The sequence below is a fragment of the Devosia oryzisoli genome (assembly GCF_014837245.1).
GTDB classification, from domain to species: Bacteria; Pseudomonadota; Alphaproteobacteria; order Rhizobiales; family Devosiaceae; genus Devosia; species Devosia oryzisoli.
Genome location: NZ_JACYFU010000006.1, coordinates 136,902 through 157,096, shown reverse-complemented (window position 1 = coordinate 157,096; position 20,195 = coordinate 136,902). Strand labels below are relative to the sequence as shown.

The following is a 20,195-nucleotide window of genomic DNA, read 5'->3' as shown; positions in this document are numbered from 1 at the left end:
ATTAGGTCGATCTCCTTCCGATCTGGGCTGAGCAATATCCTTCGTCCGACTTCACATCGATGAACAGCGTCTGTGTCCATGGCCAACCCACACTGCGGCGGAAGGTGGCTGAGGTGCTCCCCGGAGTTGGTCCGATACCCCCCACGCTCATCAGAGGATCCAACTCGGGCATTTCCTCAACCGCAACCGCTACGTCTTCCTCGTTGAAGGTGCCACAAATCTCATCACTGATGTCGAAGATACCAGGCGACGCTTCATATCGGAGCATCGCTTCGTAGACGGCCTTGCCGAAGGGGCTTTGGGGCTTTGGCGCCCGTGAGCAGCCTGCAAGGGTGATGAACATCAACACAAAGGTGAGCGCAAACAAACGTCCCACTATAATGCACCTGTTCTGGGTCCGCTTAGATCATATGGAGCAGAAAAGCAGCCAGTCCGCAAACCACCCCTTAGCAGGCTTTCAGCGTTTAGCCGCGCGTTCGCCGCAGCCCCTCCACTGAAGCCAAGGCAAGCCGCATTTGATCTTCAACGATCTCATATGCAGGTCGGTCAGCCTCTAATGCTGCTCGTTTGATATCTTTGATCAGCTCTGGATCGAGATAGATCATGAACGGCTTGCGCCCATCTTTGCGGGGCAGCGTTTTCGGGGTTTTGTCGGTCTCGGCCACGAGGATGCTCCAGAGAAAAACAAGCCAGATTAGCTTATCGCTTCATCCCAGCCTATTTGGCAGTCCTAATAGCGCACTGATAGCTTCAGAAAAGCTTACGCACAAACTCTGCGAATGGCGTTGTCCAGGTTGAGCCGCACTAACTCCGATCGGCAATGGCCCAACGTGGCTCGTAACCCATTACGGGTTTAGGCCATTGTTTTTGCACAGATATGCCCCTCGTTATGCATATCCGACATGGGAAATTACGGTACCCCCACCAGCGCATTGCCGCTGCGCCTCTTGACGGCGCGCTGACGCAGGCGTAATTGCGGCCTCAGGACATCTCGCCCTAACGCGAGACGCATAGGCCTGGGAGGGCCGCTTGAGATGGCTGATACGCCCCTAACCGCACCGGCGGTCAAACCGGCTAATCCTAATTTTTCGTCGGGTCCCTGCTCCAAGCGTCCGGGTTGGACGCTGGATGTGCTTGCCGACGCACTCGTCGGCCGCTCGCACCGCGCCAAGCCGGCCAAGGCCCGCATCCAGCGCGCCCTCGATCTGACGCGCGAACTGCTACAAGTTCCGGCCGACTACCGCATCGGCATCGTGCCCGCTTCCGATACCGGTGCCGTCGAGATGTTCCTCTGGAGCGCTCTCGGTGCCCGTGGCGTCGACATGCTGACCTGGGAATCGTTCGGCGCCGGCTGGGTCACCGATGTCCAGAAGCAGCTCAAGCTCGATGACGTGCGCGTTCTCGAAGCGCCATATGGCCAACTGCCCGACCTTACCAAGGTCGACTTCACCCGCGACGTCGTCTTCACCTGGAACGGCACGACCTCGGGTGTCCGCGTCCCCAATGCCAACTGGATTCCCGCCGACCGGCAGGGCCTCACCATCTGCGACGCGACCTCGGCAGCGTTTGCGCAGAACCTCGACTTCGCCAAGCTCGATGTTGTCACCTTCTCCTGGCAGAAGGCCTTGGGTGGCGAAGCCGCGCATGGCGTGCTCATCCTCTCGCCGCGCGCCGTCGAACGGCTCGAGACTTACAAGCCAGATCGCCCGCTGCCCAAGATTTTCCGCATGACCAAGGGCGGCAAGCTCATCGAGGGCATCTTCAAGGGCGAGACGATCAACACCGTTTCGATGCTCTGCATCGAGGACGCGGTGGACGCCATGGATTGGGGCATGGAAATCGGCGGCCTGAAAGCTATGCAGGCCCGCGCCAACGCCAACTACAAGGTCCTTGCCGACTGGGTCGCGCGGACTCCCTGGGTCGACTTCCTCGCGCACAAGGAAGACGAGCGCTCCAATACGTCCGTCTGCCTCGTCATCACCGATCCAGCCGTCAAGGCGCTCGACGAGGAGGCCCAGGCAACGTTCGCCAAGGCCATTGTCTCCCGCCTCGACAAGGAAGGCGTCGCCTACGACATCGGCGCCTATCGCGACGCCCCTTCGGGCCTGCGCATCTGGGCCGGCTCCACGATCGAGGCTTCCGACCTCGAGAAGCTGACCCCGTGGCTCGACTGGGCTTTCGCCCAGGAGAAAGCCACGCTCAAGGCCGCCGCCTAGTTTCTCATCTCACGCTTCGCCCTTCTGTTCATCGTCATTGCCCGGCTTGACCGGGCAATCCATGGACCACCCGGACAAGCCGGGCGGTGACGGTGCGGAGGGATCGCACCCCCATTCGGCAGCGCGGCTGCCGATCCGATTTCAGGGACATCCCCAAAATGCCAAAAGTTCTCGTTTCCGACAAACTGAGCCCCACCGCCGTCCAGATCTTCAAGGACAATGGCGTCGAAGTCGATTACCTGCCCGACCTGGGCAAGGACAAGGACAAGCTCTTCGAGGTGATCGGCCAGTATGATGGCCTTGCCATCCGCTCGGCCACCAAGGTCACGGAAAAGATCATCTCGGCCGCCACCAACCTCAAGGTCATCGGCCGCGCCGGCATCGGCGTTGACAATGTCGATATTCCCGCGGCCACCAAGAAGGGCATCATCGTGATGAACACGCCCTTCGGCAACTCCATCACCACCGCCGAGCACGCCATCGCCATGATGATGGCCCTGGCGCGCCAACTCCCCGAAGCCGACGCCTCGACCCGCGCCTCCAAGTGGGAAAAGAACCGCTTCATGGGCGTCGAGGTGACCAACAAGACACTCGGCCTCATCGGCGCGGGCAATATCGGCTCGATCGTCGCTGACCGCGCCATCGGCCTGCGCATGAAGGTGATTGCCTTCGATCCGTTCCTCACTCCCGAGCGGGCCCAGACGCTGGGCGTCGAGAAGGTGGAACTCGACGAGCTCCTCGCCCGGGCAGATTTCATCACGCTTCACACCCCGCTGATCGACGCCACGCGCAACATTCTCAACAAGGATACGCTGGCCAAAACCAAGAAGGGTGTGCGCATCATCAACTGCGCTCGCGGCGGCCTGATCGACGAGGAGGCGCTCTACGACGCCCTCAAATCGGGTCAGGTGGCCGGTGCCGCCCTTGACGTGTTCCTCAAGGAACCCGCCGAGAACAACCCGCTGTTCGAACTGCCCAACGTCATCTGCACCCCCCATCTGGGCGCATCCACCACCGAGGCGCAGGAAAACGTGGCGCTGCAGGTGGCCGAGCAGATTTCGGCCTACCTGATGAGCGGTGAAATCACCAACGCGCTCAACTTCCCCTCTATCTCGGCCGAAGAAGCGCCCATCCTGACCCCTTGGGTCAAGCTCGCCGAAGCGCTGGGCTCTTTCGCGGGACAACTCACGGAAACGGCGATCACGGGCGTGAAGCTGGAGTTCGAGGGCGTCCCGGCACACCTCAACGTTCGTCCGATGGTGGCCGCGGCCATCAACGGCGTGCTCAAGCCCTCGCTGGGCGACATCAACATGGTGTCGGCCACCCAGATCGCCAAGGACCGCGGCATCACTGTGGAAACCACCACGCGCGACCAGCAGGGCGCTTACGAAGGCTATATCCGCCTCACCGTCACCACCGAACGCCAGACGCGTGCAGTGGCCGGCACCCTGTTCGCCAACGGCAAGCCGCGCATCATCCAGGTTAAGGACATCAACATGGAAGCGGAGATCACCCCGTCCATGCTCTATGTCACCAATGAGGACAAGCCGGGCCACATCGGCCGGCTCGGGACGCTTCTGGGCACGCTCGGCATCAACATCGCCAACTTCAACCTCGGCCGCGCCGATGTCGGGGGCGACGCCATTGCCCTGGTGTCCATCGACGGCACGCTCGACGAAGCGCAACTGGCCAAGGTCGTGGCCCTCGAAGGGGTCAAGCAGGCCAAGTCGCTTCGGTTCTGAGACGGCAGGACAGTCGCAAGCACCAATGCCCGGGTCTCTCCCGGGCATTTTTTTGGGGGCAGATCAGCCCCGCCGCGCCGCCCATTCGGCGAGCACAATGCCCCCGATGATGATGATTGCGGCAACGAAATGGTAGGGTTCGAGCTGTTCCCCCAGGATCAGCACCGAACCGAGCGTGCCGAACACCGGGATCAGGTTGTGGCTCGGCGCAGCCCGGTTCGGGCCAACCAACTCGACGCCGCGCGCATAGAACACCTGGCTGAACATCGACGGGAAGATCATCACATAGACGATCACCCCCCACACCGTCGGCGATGCCGTCGCCAATGTTGCGAACTGGCCCACGCCGCCGCCCAGCAGCGCCAGGAGCACCACCGCAGCTATGGCGGCGCCCGCGAAGGCGATGCCCATGAAGCTCATCATGTGCATGGCCGGGCGAAAACGCAGCGCGAGCGTGTAGGCAGTATAGGAAAGGCAGGCGAGGATGACGAAGCCGTCGCCGATGTTCACATCGAGGCGAATGAGGCGCAGCGGGTCGCCATGCGTGGCCGTCAACAGGACGCCGGAAATGGCCAGCAGCACGCCGACCACCTGTATCCATCGGGCCCGCACGCGAAAGACGATGAAGTTGGCCCCCAGGATCAGCATGGGCAGTGATGCCTGCTCGATAGCGGAATTGACCGCCGTCGTGGACTTCAGTCCCAGATACAGGAAACCATTGAAAAGCGCATACCCGACCACGCCGAACGCCATGATCTGCGGCCAGCGCCGGCGAATGATCGGCCAGTCCTGCTTGAGATACCGCCAGGCGAACGGCAGGATGAAGAGCGTCGCTCCCACGCAGCGGCTGGCCAGCAGCAGGAACGGGTCGATTTCCCCTACCGCCAGCTTGGCCGCCACCACATTTCCGCCCCAGAAGAGGGGAGCCAGAACCAGCAGAAGATAAGGGTGATCGAAGAGGCGAGCCGATATGCCGCGATTTTCGATGTCGAGCGGCTTTGTCATCGTCGCCATGGTGATGTAAGGACAATGGGACTTAACAGGTATTCGGCTGCAATCAAACCCGATTGCACCGCCGGAGCCTCCGGCGTCCGAAGCTATGCAAGGGATCGGCATCAGGCCGCTCCCGATTCTGTCGCGTGCAATGCGACGTGATTTGGGGAAAGACTGATTATGGCGAATGTGGTTGTCGTCGGCTCGCAGTGGGGCGACGAGGGCAAGGGCAAGATTGTGGACTGGCTTTCGGAGCGCGCCGACGTCGTGGTGCGCTTCCATGGCGGCCACAACGCCGGCCACACCCTGGTCATCGACGGGGTCAGCTACAAGCTGGCGCTTCTCCCTTCGGGTCTGGTGCAAGGCAAGCTGTCGGTCATCGGCAATGGTGTCGTGGTCGACCCGCACCATTTCGTGCAGGAAATGGAGAAGCTGCGGGGCCAGGGCGTGACAATCACTCCCGAAATCCTGCGGGTTGCAGACAACGCCCCGCTGATCCTGTCCCTCCACCGCGAACTCGACGGCATCCGCGAAGACGCCAACTCGGGGCTCCGCATCGGCACCACCCGGCGCGGCATCGGCCCCGCCTACGAGGACAAGGTGGGCCGTCGCGCCATCCGCCTCGTCGACCTCAGCGAACCGGACACGCTGATGCCCAAGATCGAGCGGCTGCTCACTCACCACAATGCCCTGCGCCGCGGCATGGGCCTGGCCGAGATTTCGGCCGAGGCCATCTATACCGAGCTCACCTCCATCTCCGACCAGATCCTGCCCTTCATGGACCAAGTCTGGCGCGTATTGGACGCCAAGCGCCGCGAAGGCGCCCGCATCCTCTTCGAGGGGGCTCAAGGGGCCCTCCTCGACAACGACCACGGCACCTATCCCTTCGTCACCTCGTCCAACACCGTCTCGGGTCAGGCTGCCGCCGGTTCGGGCCTCGGACCGACGGCGCTCGACTATGTGCTGGGTATCACCAAGGCCTATACCACCCGCGTCGGTGAAGGTCCCTTCCCCTGCGAACTCGATGACGAGATCGGCCAGCATCTCGCCACCGTCGGCCGGGAGGTGGGCGTCAACACCGGCCGGGCCCGCCGCTGCGGCTGGTTCGATGCCGTTCTGGTGCGCCAGACGGTCAAGACATCCGGCATCACCGGCATTGCCCTCACCAAGCTCGATGTTCTCGACGGGCTCAAGGAGATCAAGGTCTGCGTCGGCTACGAGCTCGATGGCTCACGCATTGATTATTTGCCTGCCTCAATGGGAGCACAGGCCCGTGTCAAACCTTTATACGAAACCCTCGAGGGATGGTCGGGAACCACGGCCGGTGCCCGCAGCTGGGCGGAGCTGCCGGCGCAGGCGGTCAAATATGTTCGCTACATCGAGGAGTTGATCGGCGCACCTGTGGCGCTTCTCTCCACCAGCCCCGAGCGCGCCGACACCATTCTGGTGGTAGACCCGTTCCAAGACTGAGAAATTTTGTTAAAAGACATCGCCGCAAGAGTGAGTACCAAGTAGCCAATGGCCGATTACAAGGAGCTGTTACGCCGGGCCATCTCGGCGCTGCCCGAGAATAACGGGGCCGCCCGGCGCGCGGTCTATGAAAAGGCACGGTCGGCTCTGGTGGGACAGTTGCGGGCAATCCAGCCGCCGTTGCCCGCGCGCGAGATCACCCAGCACCGTCTTCAGCTCGAAGATTGCATCCGCCAGGTGGAGCAGGAAGCCAGCGAGGCGGTCATCAGCCTCGGGCGCGACAACGTGCTGGGCACGCGGCCTGCGATGCCGGCTTCACGGCCTCAACCGGCTCCTGCTGCTCCCGCGCCTGAACCCGAGCCCACGCCGGTGGAAGTGGCTGCGCCTGTCGTCGAACCCGCGCCCGAGGCGGCGGCTGCGGCCGAGGAGCTCCCGCGTGGCGAAACGAGGGCATCCGCCCCGGCGGACATCGCACCACCCGCCAGCGAACAACGCAGCGAACCGGAACCGGCCGCCGAACCTGAACCACCCGTCGAACCCTCGCCGCGCTCCATAGAGGACATTATCGCCGAGGCGGCCGCCGTTGGCGGCACCGATGTGGAACAGTCTGCCCCCGTGCCACAGGTCTTCGCTCCGCCTCCGGCAGCGGCCAAGATCACGGCCTTCGTCAAGCCGGTCCCGCCGCGCGCCACCCCGGCGGCAGCGATCGCCCTTTCGCCAACCACGCCCACGCGCGCTGCCCCTGTCGATCCGCCGGCAGCCGTAGCCATTCCGGCAGCGACGTTCTCGCCACGCACCGCGACCGCGCCCATCATGAATTCGCCGATCAGTGCGCCCGTCGAGCCGGCGCTGTCCACCGTGCGCGAAGTGGAACTCGAGAGCGAGGAAGCGCTCGAAGCCGAAGGCGCCGTCAAACGCGCCATCGAAACCCTGGATCGCGAGGCTCGGGGGGAACCGACGGAAGCCTTGCCTGACCGGAGCCTTTCCGAACCGGCCAGCCCCGCCACTGGCGACGAGTCATTTGCCGCGGCCGATGCCGAAACGCGTTCGGGCGCAGGCCTCACCATCTTCCTCGTCGTATTTGCCGTCTTGCTCGCCGGTGTCGGCGGCGCGGGCTTCTGGGCCTGGCGCGAAGGCTACGTCGATCTCGACCAGATGTTCGGCCAGGCCCAGCCGGCCGTGACCGAGACGGCTGCCCCCGCCACCACGCCGAACACGCCCACCATGGACGCGCCGGCGGCCACGACGCCCGCGACAGATGTCGCCAATGCCGATCCCGACGCCGCCGGCCCGGGCAACACCGCAACGACGACCGCCACCGAACCCACCAACGCGCTCGAAGGCCTTGAAACCGAGGACCGGCTCGCCCCGACACCCGTCCCGGCCGAGGCGACCGATCCGGCAAACGTCCTGCCCTCGATCGAGAATGACGAGGTCAAGACCGAGGAGCGTCTCTCAGGCGCCGATACCAGCATCGCGGCCATCCAGGACCCACAAAACAGCGTCGATCCCTCCGTTCTCGCCGGAAACCAGTCCCTGCTGCTCGAAGCCTCGACCGATGGCCGCAGCGGCGCGGTACCCTTCTCGGGCACCGTGGAATGGAGCGAGGGCGAGGACGAGATCGGCGAGCCGACCTTGATCGCCAAGGCCAGCATCCCCGCCCGCAATCTCGGCGTCTCGCTGACCATCCGCAAGAATGCCGATCCCAGCCTTCCCGCCAGCCACCTCATGGAGGTGAACTTCGACGTGCCGGACACCTTTGTGGGCGGGTCGATCTCGAGCCTGCCGGGCGTACTGCTCAAGAACGAGGAACTCGTTCCGGGCACGCCTCTCGTGGGCGCGTCGGCGCGCGTCGTCGGCAACTCGTTCCTCTTTGCCCTCAGCGCCTCCGAAGAGGACGAGAAGACCAATCTCGATCTGCTTGAGAACCGGCGCTGGCTCGACCTGGCGGTGGTCTACGGAACCGGCCGCAACGCCATCCTGACGCTTGAGAAGGATGCGGAGACCGAAGCCCTGTTCGACAAGGTCATCGGCGCCTGGCAGGACCAGGGTTAGCTCGGCAGCAGCCGCCCGTCCACGAGCCGGTAGTGTCGCTGCGCCACCGCTGCGATGTCGTCGATGTGGTGGCTCACAAGAACCGTGTGCCACCCCTGCTGTGCGGTCAGCCGAGCGATCAGCGCCCGCACCGTCTCGCGCGTCTCGTCGTCGAGCGCCGAGAACGGTTCGTCGAGCAGCAGAACGGGGCGCGACCGGAGCAGTGTGCGCGCCAGCGCCACGCGCTGCTTTTGCCCACCCGACAGGGTCGAGGCCCGTTGCGGCCCCACCCCTTCAAGCCCCACTTCGGCGAGCGCCCTCGCCACCGCCGCGTCGCGCTCCGTCCTGCTGGTCCCCGAAGGCAGGCCCAGCGCCACGTTCTCGGCTGCGCTGATGTGGTCGAACAGATTGTCCGATTGCAGCAGCAGCGACACCGGCCGCCTCTCGGGCGGCAGGGGCAGCAGGCTGGCTCCGTCGAGCGTCAGGGCGCCCGACTGCGGCCTGGCGAAACCGGCGAGCAGATCCAGCAGCGTCGATTTGCCCGATCCGCTGCTTCCCGACACGGCGGTGATTTCGCCCGGCTCGGCCGTGAAGCTGAAATCATATCCCTGCCTTTGCCCGGGGTAGGCAAAGCGCAGGTCATCGGCGCGAAGCATGCGCAATCCTTTCAAACAGCCATGGCAGTGCCGCAAAGGCCACGATGGTGCCGACCAGCAGAAGGGCCGCGATGGCCGCGGCATCGTTGTTGCGATAGGCCCCCAGGGCGCGGAACATCATGAGCGGCAGGGTCTGAAAATCCTGGGTTCCGAACAAGGCGATGACCCCGAGATCGCCAAGGGAGAAGCAGAACGCCAGCGCCAGCATCAGGCCGATGTCGCGGCCCAGGAGCGGATACTCGATCTGCCAGAACTGCTGCCAGCCATCGAGCCCGAGCGAACGGATGAGCTTGCCGCGCCGCCGCACGATGGCCTCGAGCGGCGGTCCGAGCGTCGCAAGGGCAAACGGGAGGGAAAGGAGGCTGTTACCCAGGATGACCACGGGCGCTGCGGCGTCGGCAGGCCTCAGGCCCAGCGCCCGCACCAGAAGGAAGAACCCCAGCGACAGCACCACCGCCGGCACGGCGAGATAGGCGTAAGCCGGCAGGCCGAGGAGGATCCGGGGCAGGCGCCCTGCCACCGCGGCGCGCCCCGTCGCCACCGCCAGCGCGAGAAGCAGGGTGACCAGCGCCGAAGTCCCGCCGACCCACAGACTCGTGGCCGCCGCCTGCCAGAACGCCCCCTGCCCGAGCACGCGCGCGAGGCCGCTCCCCAGCCCGTCGATCAGGACGGAAACCAGCGGCAGCGCAAAGCCGATCGTCCCAAGGCACAGAATAAGAGCCTGGGCGACGCGCGCCCAACCGCCATCCGCCCATCGCGCCGCGTTCGAGCGCCCGGGAGCTGCCGCAATGGGGTTGACTGCCGACGCCACCATGATGACGAGCGCGCACACCGCCATCTGCGTCAGTGCCAGCCGTACGGCGCCCAGCAGGTCGAAATCGAGCCGCACCGCCGAATAGATGGCCACCTCCAGCGTCTGGTTGGCCGGCCCGCCACCGAGCAGCAACACGATGGGAAAACTGGTGAAGGCGAGAAGGAAGATGATGGCGCCCAGCCCGGGCAGCGTTCCCCGCATCGCGGGCCAGTCGATGAGGACGAAACGCTTTGTGGCCGACAGCCCCAACGATTGCCCGACCTTGAGACGATCGGGCGCAATGGCGTCGAGCCGCGCCAGGAGCACCCGGGCGGCAAAGGCGCCGTCGAGGATCACATGCGCGAGCAGGATCCCACCCAACCCATAGGCAGGGCTCTCCGGCGCCCAGCCGAACAGGGCCTGGCTGGCCCGGTTGATCCAGCCATTGCGACCGAACACGGTGAGGATGCCGAACGCCACAACCATGCCGGGCGTCACGATGGCCGAGGAAAACAGCGCCACCACCAAGTCCCGCCCCCAAAAGCGCAGCCGGTTGAGCGACCAGGCGAGCGCCAGACCCACCACCAGCGACAGCACCATGGTGAGACCCGCCTGAAGCGCGGTCATGCGCAGAAGGTGGAAAATGTCGACGCGCGAGGCTCCGCCCCCCTCACGCGCCGCCGCCAGGATGGACCAGAGGACGGCCGCGATGAGCCCGGCAATGGCGAGCGCCAGAACGCTCGCCATGATCAGCCGCCAGGGCCGGCGGGGCAGGATGGTCGGGGGGACCTGCGCCACGTGCCGCCTATTGGATCGCGGCCAGCATTTCGGCGATCCAGTCGGCCGAGTGCGCAACGATGTCCTCTTCAGGCAGGCTCAGCGTTTTGTCCGGCTGCGGCAGGCCGGCAAAGGCCGGGTCCAGCCCATCCCCCAGATCAACCACTGGGAACATCCAGTTGGTCGTGGGAATGATCGCCTGCGCCTCGGCAGAGGTGAGATAGGTCAGGAACTGCCGCGCCAGATCCTGGTGCGGCGATGACTTCAGCACCCCCGCCACCTCGATCTGCGGATAGTGCCCCTCGTCAAACAGCGCCGCCTTGATGGTGTCGTCGTCCTCCTCGACGATGTGGTAGGCCGGCGAGGTGGTGTAGGAGAGCACCATGTCGGCTTCGCCTTCGAGAAACAGCGAATAGCTCTCGCTCCACTCGCGCGTGACCGTCAGAATGTGCGGCTTGAGCCCCTTCCAGATCTCTTCAGCCCGATCCCCATAGGCGGCCTTGACCCAGAGCAGCAGCCCCAGGCCCGGCGTGGCCGAGCGTGGATCCTGGATGGCGATCTTCACATCGTCCGGAAGCGCGATCAGGTCCTCGAAGGACCGGGGCGGTTCGGCCATGGTATCGCTGTGGTACATGAAGGCGAAATGGGAATAGTCGAACGGCACGAATTCCGCGTCGCTCCACGTCTCGGGAAGGGCGAGACCACCAAGGTCGAGGCCGTGTTCGGCGAACAGACCCGTCGTCCGGGCCTCGCCGGCAATCGACTGGTCGAGCCCGACGATCAGGTCGGCCTCGGTTGTGTCGCCTTCCAGTTGCACACGCCGCAGCGTGCCGATGGAGCTGTCGGCCGCCACCCAGTTGAGCGTGCAGCCGCATTGGGCTTCGAAGCCTTCCTTGAGCTTCGGGCCGGGTCCCCAGTCGGCCGCGAAGCCATCATAGGTGTAGACGGTGAGCGTGGGCTTGTCCTGCGCCAACGCCGAAACGGTCAGAAGACCGAGCGTGACGACCGCAAGCGCCTTGGAAGCGAAACTGACCATCGGTCATTCCTTCTTGCTTTGCGGCCATGGGTGAAGGGATGCGTCAATGGTCCGGGCACGCTGGTGCCCTTGCCATCTCGAACTTCCTCCGCCAGCATGACCTGGTTCAGGTTCTATGGGTAACTCTCAGCTCCGGCAGCAACCGGAACACCCCAGCGAGACGGCTCGGACCATATTGAGAGAATTGTGACAGTGCAATCCCCTACCCCGGACAACACCTCTCCCCTGCCCATGCTGTTTGACCGCCCGATCGCCATCGTCGGGGGCGGCGTGGTGGATCATGGCCTGCTGCGCGACCTGGCCGAGCGCGACGTGGCGCTGGTCGGCGCCGACGGCGGCGGCGACGCCATCGGCGCGGCGGGGCTGGTCCCCGACGCCATCGTGGGCGATCTCGATTCCCTGTTCGATCGGCGCGACTGGGAGCAGCGCACGCGCGTCGTCCACATCCCCGAACAGATCACCACCGATTTCCAGAAAGCCCTCTATTCCACCCGCGCGCCGCTGACCCTGGCCCTGGGCATGACCGGCAAGCGCCTCGATCATACGCTCGCCGCCCTCAGCGCCGTACTTCAGGCCGCTCCAGAACGAAGCACCTTGCTGGTGGACGAGGTGGATGTGGCGCTGACCACGGTGGGCGCCTTCGGATTTGATGCCCATCACCGCGAACGGGTCTCGGTCCACCCGCTGCTCCCCATCCGCTTCCGCCGCTCGACGGGGCTGCTCTACCCGCTCGACGGCTTGACGCTGGAGCCCGGAGGCCTGCTCGGCACGTCCAATGAGGGCATGGGCGGACGGATCGAGATCGTCCCCAATGACGAAACGCCCTGGATGTTGATCCTCGGTCGCCAGCGCCTCTGGGACCTCATGGCGATCTGCTGCGCCGATAGCGCCTAGGCTGGCTCTTCCATGCGGAATTGCAGCCGGGCCAGTTCGGCATAGCGGCCACCCTTTGCCACCAGCTCGTCATGCGTGCCATGGTCGATGATGCGCCCGCCATCGAGCACCAGGATGGTGTTGGCGTCCCGGATCGTGGCGAGCCGATGGGCAATAACCAGCGTCGTGCGACCGCTCATAAGATGCTCGAGCGCCTGCTGCACCAGCCGCTCGCTCTGCGCATCAAGGGCGCTGGTCGCCTCGTCGAGCAGCAGGATCGGCGCGTTTTTCAGGATGGCGCGGGCGATGGCCAGCCGCTGTTTCTGTCCGCCCGAGAGCATGATGCCGCGCTCGCCGACCATGGTGTCGTAACCGAGCGGCAGTTCCGAGACGAAATCGTGCACCAGTGCCGCCTTGGCGGCGGTGACGACCTCGTCCATCGTCGCCTCCGGCTTGCCGAACCGGATGTTGTCGGCCACCGAACCGGCAAAGATGGTGGGCTCCTGTTCCACATAGGCGAAGCGCTGCCGCAGGGCGGAAAGCCGTACGTCCCGCACGTCCTTGCCATCGACGCGGATGGTACCCGACGTTACGTCATAGAAGCGCTGCAGCAGGGACAATGTGGTCGACTTGCCCGAACCAGACGGCCCTACCAGCGCGACGGTCTCTCCCCTGTCCACTGTGAAGCTCAGGTCATGGAGAACGGGGTCTCCCGCTGGGCCGCCATAGGAGAAATCGACATGGTCGAACTCCACGGTACCCAGCGGCGGCGTCGGCAGGTCCTGCGGTCGCGCCGGATCGCGGATTGCCGCTTCGGTATCCAAAATTTCGGTGATGCGCTCCGTCGCCCCGGCAACTGTCTGCAGCGAACCGAACACCTCCGACACGTTGGTCAGCGCGCCGGAGGCCATCAGGGCATAGACGAGGAACTGCGTCAGCTGCCCGGCCGTCACGGTGCCGGCAAAGACCGAGCGGGCACCCCACCACACCAGGCCCACCAGCGCACAGGTGCCGAGGAAGATGACAAGGCCGACCAGAATGGCCCGTGCCCCCAGCCGTTTGACCTCGGCCTGGTAGCTGGCCTCGCTGCGCTCTTCGTAGATGCGCGACTGTTCGTTTTCCTGCGTGAACGCCTTGACCGTGCGCGTCGAGCCCAGCATCTCGGTCGCCATGGCGGAAAGGTCGGCCAGCGCATCCTGCGTCTTGCGCGACATGCCCCGCAGCCGCCGCGAATACGCCACGACGGGGATAAGGATCGCCGGGGCCGCCACGACGACAGCCAGCGTCAGCACCGGACTGGTCAGGATCATCATGATGAGGGCGCCGATGATGGTCACCATCGAGCGCAGGGCAAGCGAGAAGCTCGAGCCGATGGCGCTGCGCACCAGTGCCACGTCGCCATTGAGGCGGCTGGTCAGTTCCCCCACCCGGTGGGTGTCGAAAAAGCGCGTGTCCAGCGCGAGGAGGTGCGAGAAGGCTGCCTGGCGGAGATCGGCCAGAACACGCTCGCCAATGACGGAAATAAAATAGAAGCGCGCGCCGCTCGCCAGCGCCATGATGGCGGCCACCCCGATAATGAGCGCGCCGTAGCTGCTCACCTTGTCGAGGTTCTGTGCCACGAAGCCCTCGTCGATGGCCCCGCCCATCACGGCTGGAATGGCGAGCGAGGAAACGGCTGAAACCAGCAGAAACAGCACCGTCAGACCCAGGCGCACGGGATAGGCGAACACGAACGGGCTGAGGCGGCGCAGCGGTCTCAGGCGCTTGGGCGAAAGGCGCGGCGGGGTGGCGATCTTTTCGGGGTCTGCCTGGATCGGCACGGCCTGGTCGGTCATGATGGTTCAGCCGGGCTGGTTTCGCAGGACCGCCTTGAGCAGCCGCGTCCCATATAGGCCCTGGCCCCTGCCCCCGCAACCGGCAGGCTCTGGGCAAAATTGCCGCTGCGCCGCCCTTGCAGAACCAGGATCATTGCTGTAGGAAGCCGACCAACGAAGTTTCCTGCTCTCCGGGCGCCGCGGCGCCCGTTTGATTTGAGGCGCCACGATGAAAAGCGATATCCACCCCGACTACCACACCATCAACGTGGTGATGACCGACGGCACGACCTACCAGACCCGTTCGACCTACGGCAAGGAAGGCGACACGCTGCAGCTCGACATCGATTCCAAGACCCACCCCGCCTGGACCGGCACCACCGGCCAGCTGATGGACCGCGGCGGCCGCGTTTCCAAGTTCAAGGAACGCTTCAAGGGTCTGGGCATCTAAGCCCATCCGCAAGAGAGTTTTTAAAAGCCCGGCCCTGCGCCGGGCTTTTTGTTTGCGCGAAAAACTTTGCGTCGGCCGTCAGCGATCGCTGAAGGCGGCGCGCAGCCGGTTGAACTGGTCGGCAATACCGTTGGCCGCCAACTCCGGCTGCACCGGCACGCTGCCGCGCTCGAGCAGGTCGAGTTGCGTGACGCGATCAAATAGGCGGTCGCCCTTGTCGATGAACCCGCGCAATTGCGTCGGCAGTTGATCGTAACCCGGTCCGCCACGCTCGGAGGGCGTGGCCGAGAACTTGACCTTTTCCTTCTCCGCCCGCGCATTTTCGCGGCTGATCTCGCCTTCGTTGACGGCGCGCTGCAGCAACAGCCAGCTTGCGATCTGCATCAGGCGCGTGGTCAGGCGCATGGATTCGGTAGCGTAGAGGAAACCCGCCTCGCGCGGCAGCACGCGGCTTTCGATGCGCCCCTGGCTATCAAGATAGGAGGCGACCTCCTCGATCAGGCCCATGCCCTCGCGATAAAGCGCATCAAACCCACCCGAGGACACGATGCGCGGCCCGAGCGAAATGGTGGGATTGTGTTCGCCTTGCTCTGCCACGGGACCTCCAACGGATGAGCGCATCGTAGCGCCATCGTTCGGCACCGTCACCTCACGGCCGGACCTATCGTCAAAAAGTGGTTTAAGCGTGTTGCCGGCAACGCCCTGCCAGAAAAAGAAAAAGAGCCGCGAATTCACGGCTCTCGAAGTTAACAGGGAGGCGTCAAACAGAGGGAGAACCGCTCTGAAAAATCCAGAAAACTCTGAATAACGATACCTTACCGTGAAGATGTTAATCGGCTCTTAACAGGAGTCGATTTCTTAACCCTGTGCTCAGCGCACGCGATGGTCAGCCCGATCAAGCAGGGTGCGGCCAGTGAGGGTAATGAGGGGAATACCCTCGATCACGTCGATCCAACCCTTGGCCGCCAGCGGCATCAACTGCCCTGGTGACGAGAGCACAGCGCCTTCAGCCAGCTCGCGAAGCCGCTCGACTTCCGCCGGTTTCACACCTTCGAGAATAACGTCATTCTGCCGCACCATACCCGATACTCCTTGTCAGAAAGGGTCTGCGCATGGCTCGGGCGCCCGTCGCCGGATCGTCCGATCGCTGCGCGCCTTCCATGACGCCCAAGGTAATCCCGAGCGGCGGAAGGCTGAATACCAACTTTGGGTTAAGCCTAATGGGCTCGGTGGAGAGAACGCTTCTTCTTCCGCTTTGGTGCCATCACCTTAACATACCTCTATAATTTGAACGCCGCCTCGGCCGCCTTGCGGCTGTCGCCCTTGGCAGCGATGGCGGCTCGCAGCCGCGCAATCTCGCCCTCCAGCACAGCAATCCGCTCTTCCAGTTCCGACACGGAAAGCGCGTCGAGCATCATCCCAATTTCGTGCGCCTTCGGGCGCTTGACCGTCTCTTCATCCATGCTGCCGTCTCCTTTGGGGCCAGAATGACCAAGCCGCCCTTGCCCGGCAAGTCCTGCCGCGCCATGCTTGCGGCATGACCCAAGCCTCCACCATGCGCGCCATAGCCATCACCCAGCCCGGCGATCCGGACGTCCTGCAGCCCCGGATAGGTCCCCTGCCCGCCGCCGGCCCCGATGATGTCCTGATCCGCGTCGCGGCGGCAGGCGTCAACGGGCCTGATCTCGCCCAGCGCCGCGGCCACTACGATCCGCCCCCCGGCGCCTCGCCCCTGCCCGGCTTGGAAGTCGCCGGCGTCATTGCCGCATGCGGCAAGACCGTCTCGGGCTGGCGCGAGGGCGACCGGGTCATGGCGCTCACCAATGGCGGGGGCTACGCCGAATACGTCGCCGTACCCGCCGGGCAGGTGCTGCCCGTCCCGCAGAACTGGTCCCTCGCCGAAGCCGCGGCCCTCCCCGAAACCTGGTTCACCGTCACCCAGACCCTCGTCATGCGCGCCGCTCTCGCTCCCGGGATGACTGTCCTGGTGCATGGAGGCTCGGGCGGCATCGGCGGCGCCGCCATCCAGATCTGTGCCATCCTGGGCGCGCGTGCCATCGCCGTCGTCTCGAGCCCGGAAAAGGCCGCTTACTGCCGCGCCCTCGGCGCCGTTGCGTCCATCGACCGAACCCGGGAGGACCTCATCGAGCGCGTCATGGCCATAACGGATGGCAAGGGCGTCGACCGCGTCGTCGATCTCATCGGCGGGGACATGGCGGCAACCAACATCGATCTTTCGGCGCGGCGCGGCCACATCGTCCAGATCGCCACCCTCGGCAATGCCTCCGCCACGATCTCCCTGCGCAAGATGATGGCCAAGGAGCTGACCCTGTCGGGCTCCACCCTGCGCCCGCAGGACGCCGCCACCAAGGCCACCATCGCCGCGCGCATCCGTGCCGATCTCCTGCCTGCCCTCAACTCTCCGGAATGGATCAAGCCCCACATCGAGCGATTCCCGCTCGACGACGCGGCCGGCGCGCACCGCCTGATGGAAACACGCGGCCATCGCGGAAAATTGGTGTTGGTGACGGCCTTTGGTGCCGCCGGGGACGGCACTTAGTCATTGCGGAAAAGCGCGCAAAATTCTATATTGCGCGCAGTTCCCCCTCAGCATTTGGCCAAGAGGCGGAGCGGCCCGGAGGAAGACCGGCCGCGCCACCAGGAGAAATTTAGCTATGTCCCAGTCCCTGTTGATGCCCAAGGCGACCGCCGTCTGGCTGGTGGACAACACCGCTCTGTCGTTCGATCAGATCGCCGCCTTCTGCACGCTACACCCGCTCGAGGTGCAGGGCATCGCCGATGGTGACGTCGCCAATGGCATCATGGGCGTCAACCCGGTGCAGAACGGACAGCTCACGCGCGAGGAAATCGAAAAGGCCGAGGCCGATCCGAATTATCGCATGAAGGTCAGCGAGCCCAAGGTTCGCGTCGCCGCACCCAAGCGCAAGGGTCCGCGCTACACCCCGATTTCGCGCCGCAACGAACGTCCGAATGCCATCAAGTGGCTGGTGCGCAACCACCCCGAACTCAAAGACGCCCAGATCATGCGTCTGGTTGGCACCACCAAGTCCACCATCGACTCGGTGCGCGAGAATACCCACTGGAACTCGGCCAACCTGACGGCGATGGACCCGGTGACGCTGGGCCTGTGCAGTCAGATCGACCTCGACCTCGAGGTCAAGCGCGCCTCCAAGGATGCTCCGGCCCAGGCCGATCTGGCCGAAGGCACGACCCTGATGACTGCCGAGGAAGCGTTGGCTCGCGCCGGTGGCCATTCGGGCGGCACGCATGAAGCCGACAATCCTTTCGAGGATATGGGCTCGGGCAGCCGCAGCCGCGACGCGGACGAAGAACTCGACGCCGATTCGGTCTTTGCCAAGCTCAAGTCGCTCAAGTCCGACACCAGCGACGAATAATCGAACAAGGGCCGGCGGGATGGAAAACAACCTTCTGCTGGCCATCTTTGCCCTGCTCGCGGCCAGCGTGGCACTCGTCCCGCTGGCCAAGGCGGCGGGCCTTGGCACGGTGCTCGGCTATCTTGTCACCGGTATACTGATCGGCCCCTACGGCCTTCGCCTGCTCACCGACACAGACACCATCCGGGCCATTGCCGAGTTCGGCATCGTCCTGATGCTGTTCCTGATCGGGCTCGATCTCCGCCCGCGCGAGGTTTGGCGCATGCGCACGCGCGTCATGGGCCTGGGGCTGCCGCAAATGGTCCTGACGACCATCGTGCTGGTCTCGGTCCTCACCCTCGGAGGCTTCTCGCTCAACACGGCCGTGATCGTGGGCCTGGCCTTCTCCATGTCCTCCACGGCCATTGCCATGCAGTCGGCCGAACAGCGCGATATCACCCGCACCGACGCCGGGCGCTCGAGCCTGGCCGTCCTTCTGGTGCAGGACGTCGCCGTGATCCCGATCATGGCCGCCATTCCGCTTCTCGCGCTGGCCACCACGCCCGTCCGCGTTGACGCGGAACTGACCAAAGCCGTCGCGCAAGTCGAGCACCCCGATTTCTGGTTCACGTCCGCATCGCTGATCGCGGTGTTCGTCGGTGCGATCCTCGGCGGCCGCTATGTGGTCCGGCCCTTATTGCGGTTCGTCGCCCGCGCCGGCGTGCGGGAGATTTTTACGGCCCTCGCCCTGGCGCTGGTGATCGGCGCGGCGCTGGGCACCGAGCGCCTCGGGCTTTCCCCAGCCCTTGGCGCGTTCGTTGGCGGCGTTCTGCTTGCCGACAGCGAATACCGTCACGAGCTCGAAAGCAATCTCCAGCCCTTCAAGAGCCTCCTGCTCGGGCTGTTCTTCATTTCGGTGGGAATGTCGATCTCATTCACCGAATTCCTGGCCCACCCCGCCCAACTGGCGGTCATCGTGGTTGGCGTCGTCGCCACCAAGTTCGTCATCCTTTACCTGCTCGCGACCCTGTTCAAGATGCACCGGGCCGACCGGCTGCTCCTGGCCATCCTGCTGAGCCAGACAGGCGAATTTGCCTTCGTCGTCATGCAATTCGCCAACACCACCGGCGCTTTGGGGAACGACCTGCACGCGCTGTTCACCGTCGCCGTTGCCCTCTCCATGGCCACCACGCCGCTGCTGCTGCTGGGCTTCGATCGCCTGGTCGCGCCGCGCCTCGACCGTCGCCGTGTGCGACAGGAAGTTGGCGAGGAAATCACCGAGAACCGCCGCATCGTCGTCCTCGGCTACGGCCGCTTCGGCCAGATCGTCACCCGCATGCTGCGCAGCCAGGGATTTGAGATGACCCTGATCGACGACGACGCGGCCCAGATCGAGCTGGTGCGCCGCTTCGGCGTCAAGGTCTTCTATGGCGACGCCTCGCGCACCGAATTGCTGCACGCCGCCGGCGTGGCCAGCGCCGATCTCGTCATCATCGCCGTTGGTGGCGGCGAGCGGATCCTCGAAGTGGCGCGCAATGTGCGGCGCCATTTCCCCGGCGTCGCCATCGCTGCCCGCGCCATCGACCGGGAGCACGCCCATAGTCTCATGGAACTGGGCGTCACCCTCTTCGAGCGCGAAACCTTCCACTCCGCCATCCGCCTCGGCGAGCGTGTGCTCACCCATCTCGGTCAGGACCCGGGCGACGCCCATGTCGTTGCCCGGCGCTTCGAGGAGCATGACACCCGGCTTTTGGAAAATTCCTTTGCCGTCCGCAATGACCGGGAGGCCTATATCGGCATGGTGCGCCGCTCGATGAGCCTGCTCAACGCCGCCATGGAGGCCGACGAACCACCGGTGCGGCCGGCCGTCGAGGGCAATCGGGCGGTTGACAAGAACGAGCTCCCGCGCTCCGGTTAGCGCCGTCTTTCCCGCCCGGATTCGTCC

19 protein-coding genes and 1 riboswitch are annotated in these 20,195 nt (G+C 64.8%); of the genes, 9 read left to right on the top strand and 10 right to left on the bottom strand.

From position 1 onward, the window contains the following. Position 1: 1 nt before the first annotated feature. Positions 2 to 376 (bottom strand): hypothetical protein, encoded by a 375-nt coding sequence (locus IC608_RS17800; RefSeq protein WP_191778276.1) that lies wholly within the window; start codon positions 374 to 376, stop codon positions 2 to 4. Positions 377 to 464: 88 nt separating this feature from the next. Then, on the bottom strand, positions 465 to 665 hold the full coding sequence (locus tag IC608_RS17795) for a hypothetical protein (protein ID WP_210316421.1): 201 nt from the start codon (positions 663 to 665) through the stop codon (positions 465 to 467). A gap of 369 nt (positions 666 to 1,034) precedes the next feature. Between IC608_RS17795 and IC608_RS17790 the strand changes: the two genes are divergently transcribed. After that, positions 1,035 to 2,216 carry a phosphoserine transaminase gene (locus IC608_RS17790; protein WP_191778274.1) on the top strand — a complete coding sequence of 394 codons (1,182 nt, stop codon included), beginning with the start codon at positions 1,035 to 1,037 and terminating at the stop codon, positions 2,214 to 2,216. 158 nt (positions 2,217 to 2,374) lie between these two features. Continuing rightward, entirely contained in the window at positions 2,375 to 3,958 is a 1,584-nt protein-coding gene (gene serA / locus IC608_RS17785; RefSeq protein ID WP_191778273.1) for a phosphoglycerate dehydrogenase, read from the top strand. Between the two features lie 63 nt (positions 3,959 to 4,021). Here the strand turns inward: serA and IC608_RS17780 are convergent, their stop codons facing one another. Further along, on the bottom strand, positions 4,022 to 4,963 hold the full coding sequence (locus IC608_RS17780; protein WP_191778271.1) for a DMT family transporter: 942 nt from the start codon (positions 4,961 to 4,963) through the stop codon (positions 4,022 to 4,024). Positions 4,964 to 5,131: 168 nt separating this feature from the next. On the opposite strand from IC608_RS17780, the gene IC608_RS17775 reads away from it, so the two are divergent. Beyond that, positions 5,132 to 6,421: an adenylosuccinate synthase gene (locus IC608_RS17775; protein WP_191778269.1), complete on the top strand. Its 1,290-nt coding sequence runs from the start codon at positions 5,132 to 5,134 to the stop codon at positions 6,419 to 6,421. A 48-nt stretch (positions 6,422 to 6,469) separates the two neighbouring features. Beyond that, on the top strand, positions 6,470 to 8,476 hold the full coding sequence (locus IC608_RS17770) for a hypothetical protein (protein ID WP_191778268.1): 2,007 nt from the start codon (positions 6,470 to 6,472) through the stop codon (positions 8,474 to 8,476). Here IC608_RS17770 and IC608_RS17765 read toward each other — a convergent pair. The 3 genes from IC608_RS17765 to thiB are packed head-to-tail and all read right to left on the bottom strand — an operon-like array spanning position 8,473 to position 11,717. Further along, the gene (locus IC608_RS17765; protein WP_191778266.1) at positions 8,473 to 9,111 is read right to left on the bottom strand and encodes an ATP-binding cassette domain-containing protein; all 639 of its coding nucleotides are present in this window, start codon (positions 9,109 to 9,111) and stop codon (positions 8,473 to 8,475) included. The two genes, IC608_RS17770 and IC608_RS17765, sit on opposite strands and share 4 nt — an antisense overlap. Further along, positions 9,095 to 10,702: an ABC transporter permease family protein gene (locus IC608_RS17760; RefSeq protein ID WP_191778265.1), complete on the bottom strand. Its 1,608-nt coding sequence runs from the start codon at positions 10,700 to 10,702 to the stop codon at positions 9,095 to 9,097. Before IC608_RS17760 ends, IC608_RS17765 begins: the two co-directional genes overlap by 17 nt. A gap of 7 nt (positions 10,703 to 10,709) precedes the next feature. Beyond that, positions 10,710 to 11,717 (bottom strand): thiamine ABC transporter substrate binding subunit, encoded by a 1,008-nt coding sequence (thiB, locus tag IC608_RS17755; RefSeq protein ID WP_191778263.1) that lies wholly within the window; start codon positions 11,715 to 11,717, stop codon positions 10,710 to 10,712. A gap of 66 nt (positions 11,718 to 11,783) precedes the next feature. Continuing rightward, positions 11,784 to 11,882: riboswitch (TPP riboswitch) on the bottom strand. 21 nt (positions 11,883 to 11,903) lie between these two features. Between thiB and IC608_RS17750 the strand changes: the two genes are divergently transcribed. Further along, a complete protein-coding gene (locus IC608_RS17750; protein WP_191778261.1) occupies positions 11,904 to 12,611 on the top strand; it encodes a thiamine diphosphokinase in 708 nt (235 codons plus the stop codon). Here IC608_RS17750 and IC608_RS17745 read toward each other — a convergent pair. Continuing rightward, positions 12,608 to 14,425 carry an ABC transporter ATP-binding protein gene (locus IC608_RS17745; RefSeq protein WP_191778259.1) on the bottom strand — a complete coding sequence of 606 codons (1,818 nt, stop codon included), beginning with the start codon at positions 14,423 to 14,425 and terminating at the stop codon, positions 12,608 to 12,610. The genes IC608_RS17750 and IC608_RS17745 overlap by 4 nt on opposite strands. Before the next feature lie 208 nt (positions 14,426 to 14,633). On the opposite strand from IC608_RS17745, the gene rpmE reads away from it, so the two are divergent. After that, positions 14,634 to 14,855, top strand: a complete 222-nt coding sequence (gene rpmE, locus IC608_RS17740) for a 50S ribosomal protein L31 (RefSeq protein WP_191778258.1) — start codon at positions 14,634 to 14,636, stop codon at positions 14,853 to 14,855. A 78-nt stretch (positions 14,856 to 14,933) separates the two neighbouring features. On the opposite strand, the gene rcdA is transcribed toward rpmE, so the two are convergent. The 3 genes from rcdA to IC608_RS17725 all read right to left on the bottom strand — a co-directional run bounded on the left by rcdA (position 14,934) and on the right by IC608_RS17725 (position 16,318). Beyond that, complete coding sequence (rcdA, locus tag IC608_RS17735; protein WP_345890925.1) at positions 14,934 to 15,452, bottom strand: protease adaptor protein RcdA; 519 nt, start codon at positions 15,450 to 15,452, stop codon at positions 14,934 to 14,936. 273 nt (positions 15,453 to 15,725) lie between these two features. Further along, positions 15,726 to 15,935, bottom strand: coding sequence for a hypothetical protein (locus tag IC608_RS17730; RefSeq protein WP_191778254.1), 210 nt, complete (start codon positions 15,933 to 15,935; stop codon positions 15,726 to 15,728). A 200-nt stretch (positions 15,936 to 16,135) separates the two neighbouring features. Continuing rightward, positions 16,136 to 16,318 carry a DUF1192 domain-containing protein gene (locus tag IC608_RS17725; RefSeq protein WP_191778252.1) on the bottom strand — a complete coding sequence of 61 codons (183 nt, stop codon included), beginning with the start codon at positions 16,316 to 16,318 and terminating at the stop codon, positions 16,136 to 16,138. Positions 16,319 to 16,392: 74 nt separating this feature from the next. On the opposite strand from IC608_RS17725, the gene IC608_RS17720 reads away from it, so the two are divergent. The 3 genes from IC608_RS17720 to IC608_RS17710 all read left to right on the top strand — a co-directional run bounded on the left by IC608_RS17720 (position 16,393) and on the right by IC608_RS17710 (position 20,168). After that, entirely contained in the window at positions 16,393 to 17,415 is a 1,023-nt protein-coding gene (locus tag IC608_RS17720; RefSeq protein WP_248306483.1) for an NAD(P)H-quinone oxidoreductase, read from the top strand. A gap of 115 nt (positions 17,416 to 17,530) precedes the next feature. Next, positions 17,531 to 18,271, top strand: a complete 741-nt coding sequence (locus tag IC608_RS17715; RefSeq protein WP_191778250.1) for a DUF1013 domain-containing protein — start codon at positions 17,531 to 17,533, stop codon at positions 18,269 to 18,271. A gap of 19 nt (positions 18,272 to 18,290) precedes the next feature. After that, positions 18,291 to 20,168 (top strand): monovalent cation:proton antiporter-2 (CPA2) family protein, encoded by a 1,878-nt coding sequence (locus tag IC608_RS17710; protein WP_191778248.1) that lies wholly within the window; start codon positions 18,291 to 18,293, stop codon positions 20,166 to 20,168. The last annotated feature ends 27 nt before the right edge of the window (positions 20,169 to 20,195 follow it).

Bases quoted from the DNA above. Each gene is read 5' to 3' on its own strand.
- IC608_RS17790 (WP_191778274.1), top strand. From the start codon at position 1,035: ATGGCTGATACGCCCCTAACCGCACCGGCGGTCAAACCGGCTAATCCT.
- serA (WP_191778273.1), top strand. From the start codon at position 2,375: ATGCCAAAAGTTCTCGTTTCCGACAAACTGAGCCCCACCGCCGTCCAG.
- IC608_RS17780 (WP_191778271.1), bottom strand. From the start codon at position 4,963: ATGACAAAGCCGCTCGACATCGAAAATCGCGGCATATCGGCTCGCCTC.
- IC608_RS17775 (WP_191778269.1), top strand. From the start codon at position 5,132: ATGGCGAATGTGGTTGTCGTCGGCTCGCAGTGGGGCGACGAGGGCAAG.
- IC608_RS17770 (WP_191778268.1), top strand. From the start codon at position 6,470: ATGGCCGATTACAAGGAGCTGTTACGCCGGGCCATCTCGGCGCTGCCC.
- IC608_RS17765 (WP_191778266.1), bottom strand. From the start codon at position 9,111: ATGCTTCGCGCCGATGACCTGCGCTTTGCCTACCCCGGGCAAAGGCAG.
- thiB (WP_191778263.1), bottom strand. From the start codon at position 11,717: ATGGTCAGTTTCGCTTCCAAGGCGCTTGCGGTCGTCACGCTCGGTCTT.
- IC608_RS17745 (WP_191778259.1), bottom strand. From the start codon at position 14,425: ATGACCGACCAGGCCGTGCCGATCCAGGCAGACCCCGAAAAGATCGCC.
- rpmE (WP_191778258.1), top strand. From the start codon at position 14,634: ATGAAAAGCGATATCCACCCCGACTACCACACCATCAACGTGGTGATG.
- IC608_RS17730 (WP_191778254.1), bottom strand. From the start codon at position 15,935: ATGGTGCGGCAGAATGACGTTATTCTCGAAGGTGTGAAACCGGCGGAA.
- IC608_RS17725 (WP_191778252.1), bottom strand. From the start codon at position 16,318: ATGGATGAAGAGACGGTCAAGCGCCCGAAGGCGCACGAAATTGGGATG.
- IC608_RS17720 (WP_248306483.1), top strand. From the start codon at position 16,393: ATGACCCAAGCCTCCACCATGCGCGCCATAGCCATCACCCAGCCCGGC.
- IC608_RS17715 (WP_191778250.1), top strand. From the start codon at position 17,531: ATGTCCCAGTCCCTGTTGATGCCCAAGGCGACCGCCGTCTGGCTGGTG.
- IC608_RS17710 (WP_191778248.1), top strand. From the start codon at position 18,291: ATGGAAAACAACCTTCTGCTGGCCATCTTTGCCCTGCTCGCGGCCAGC.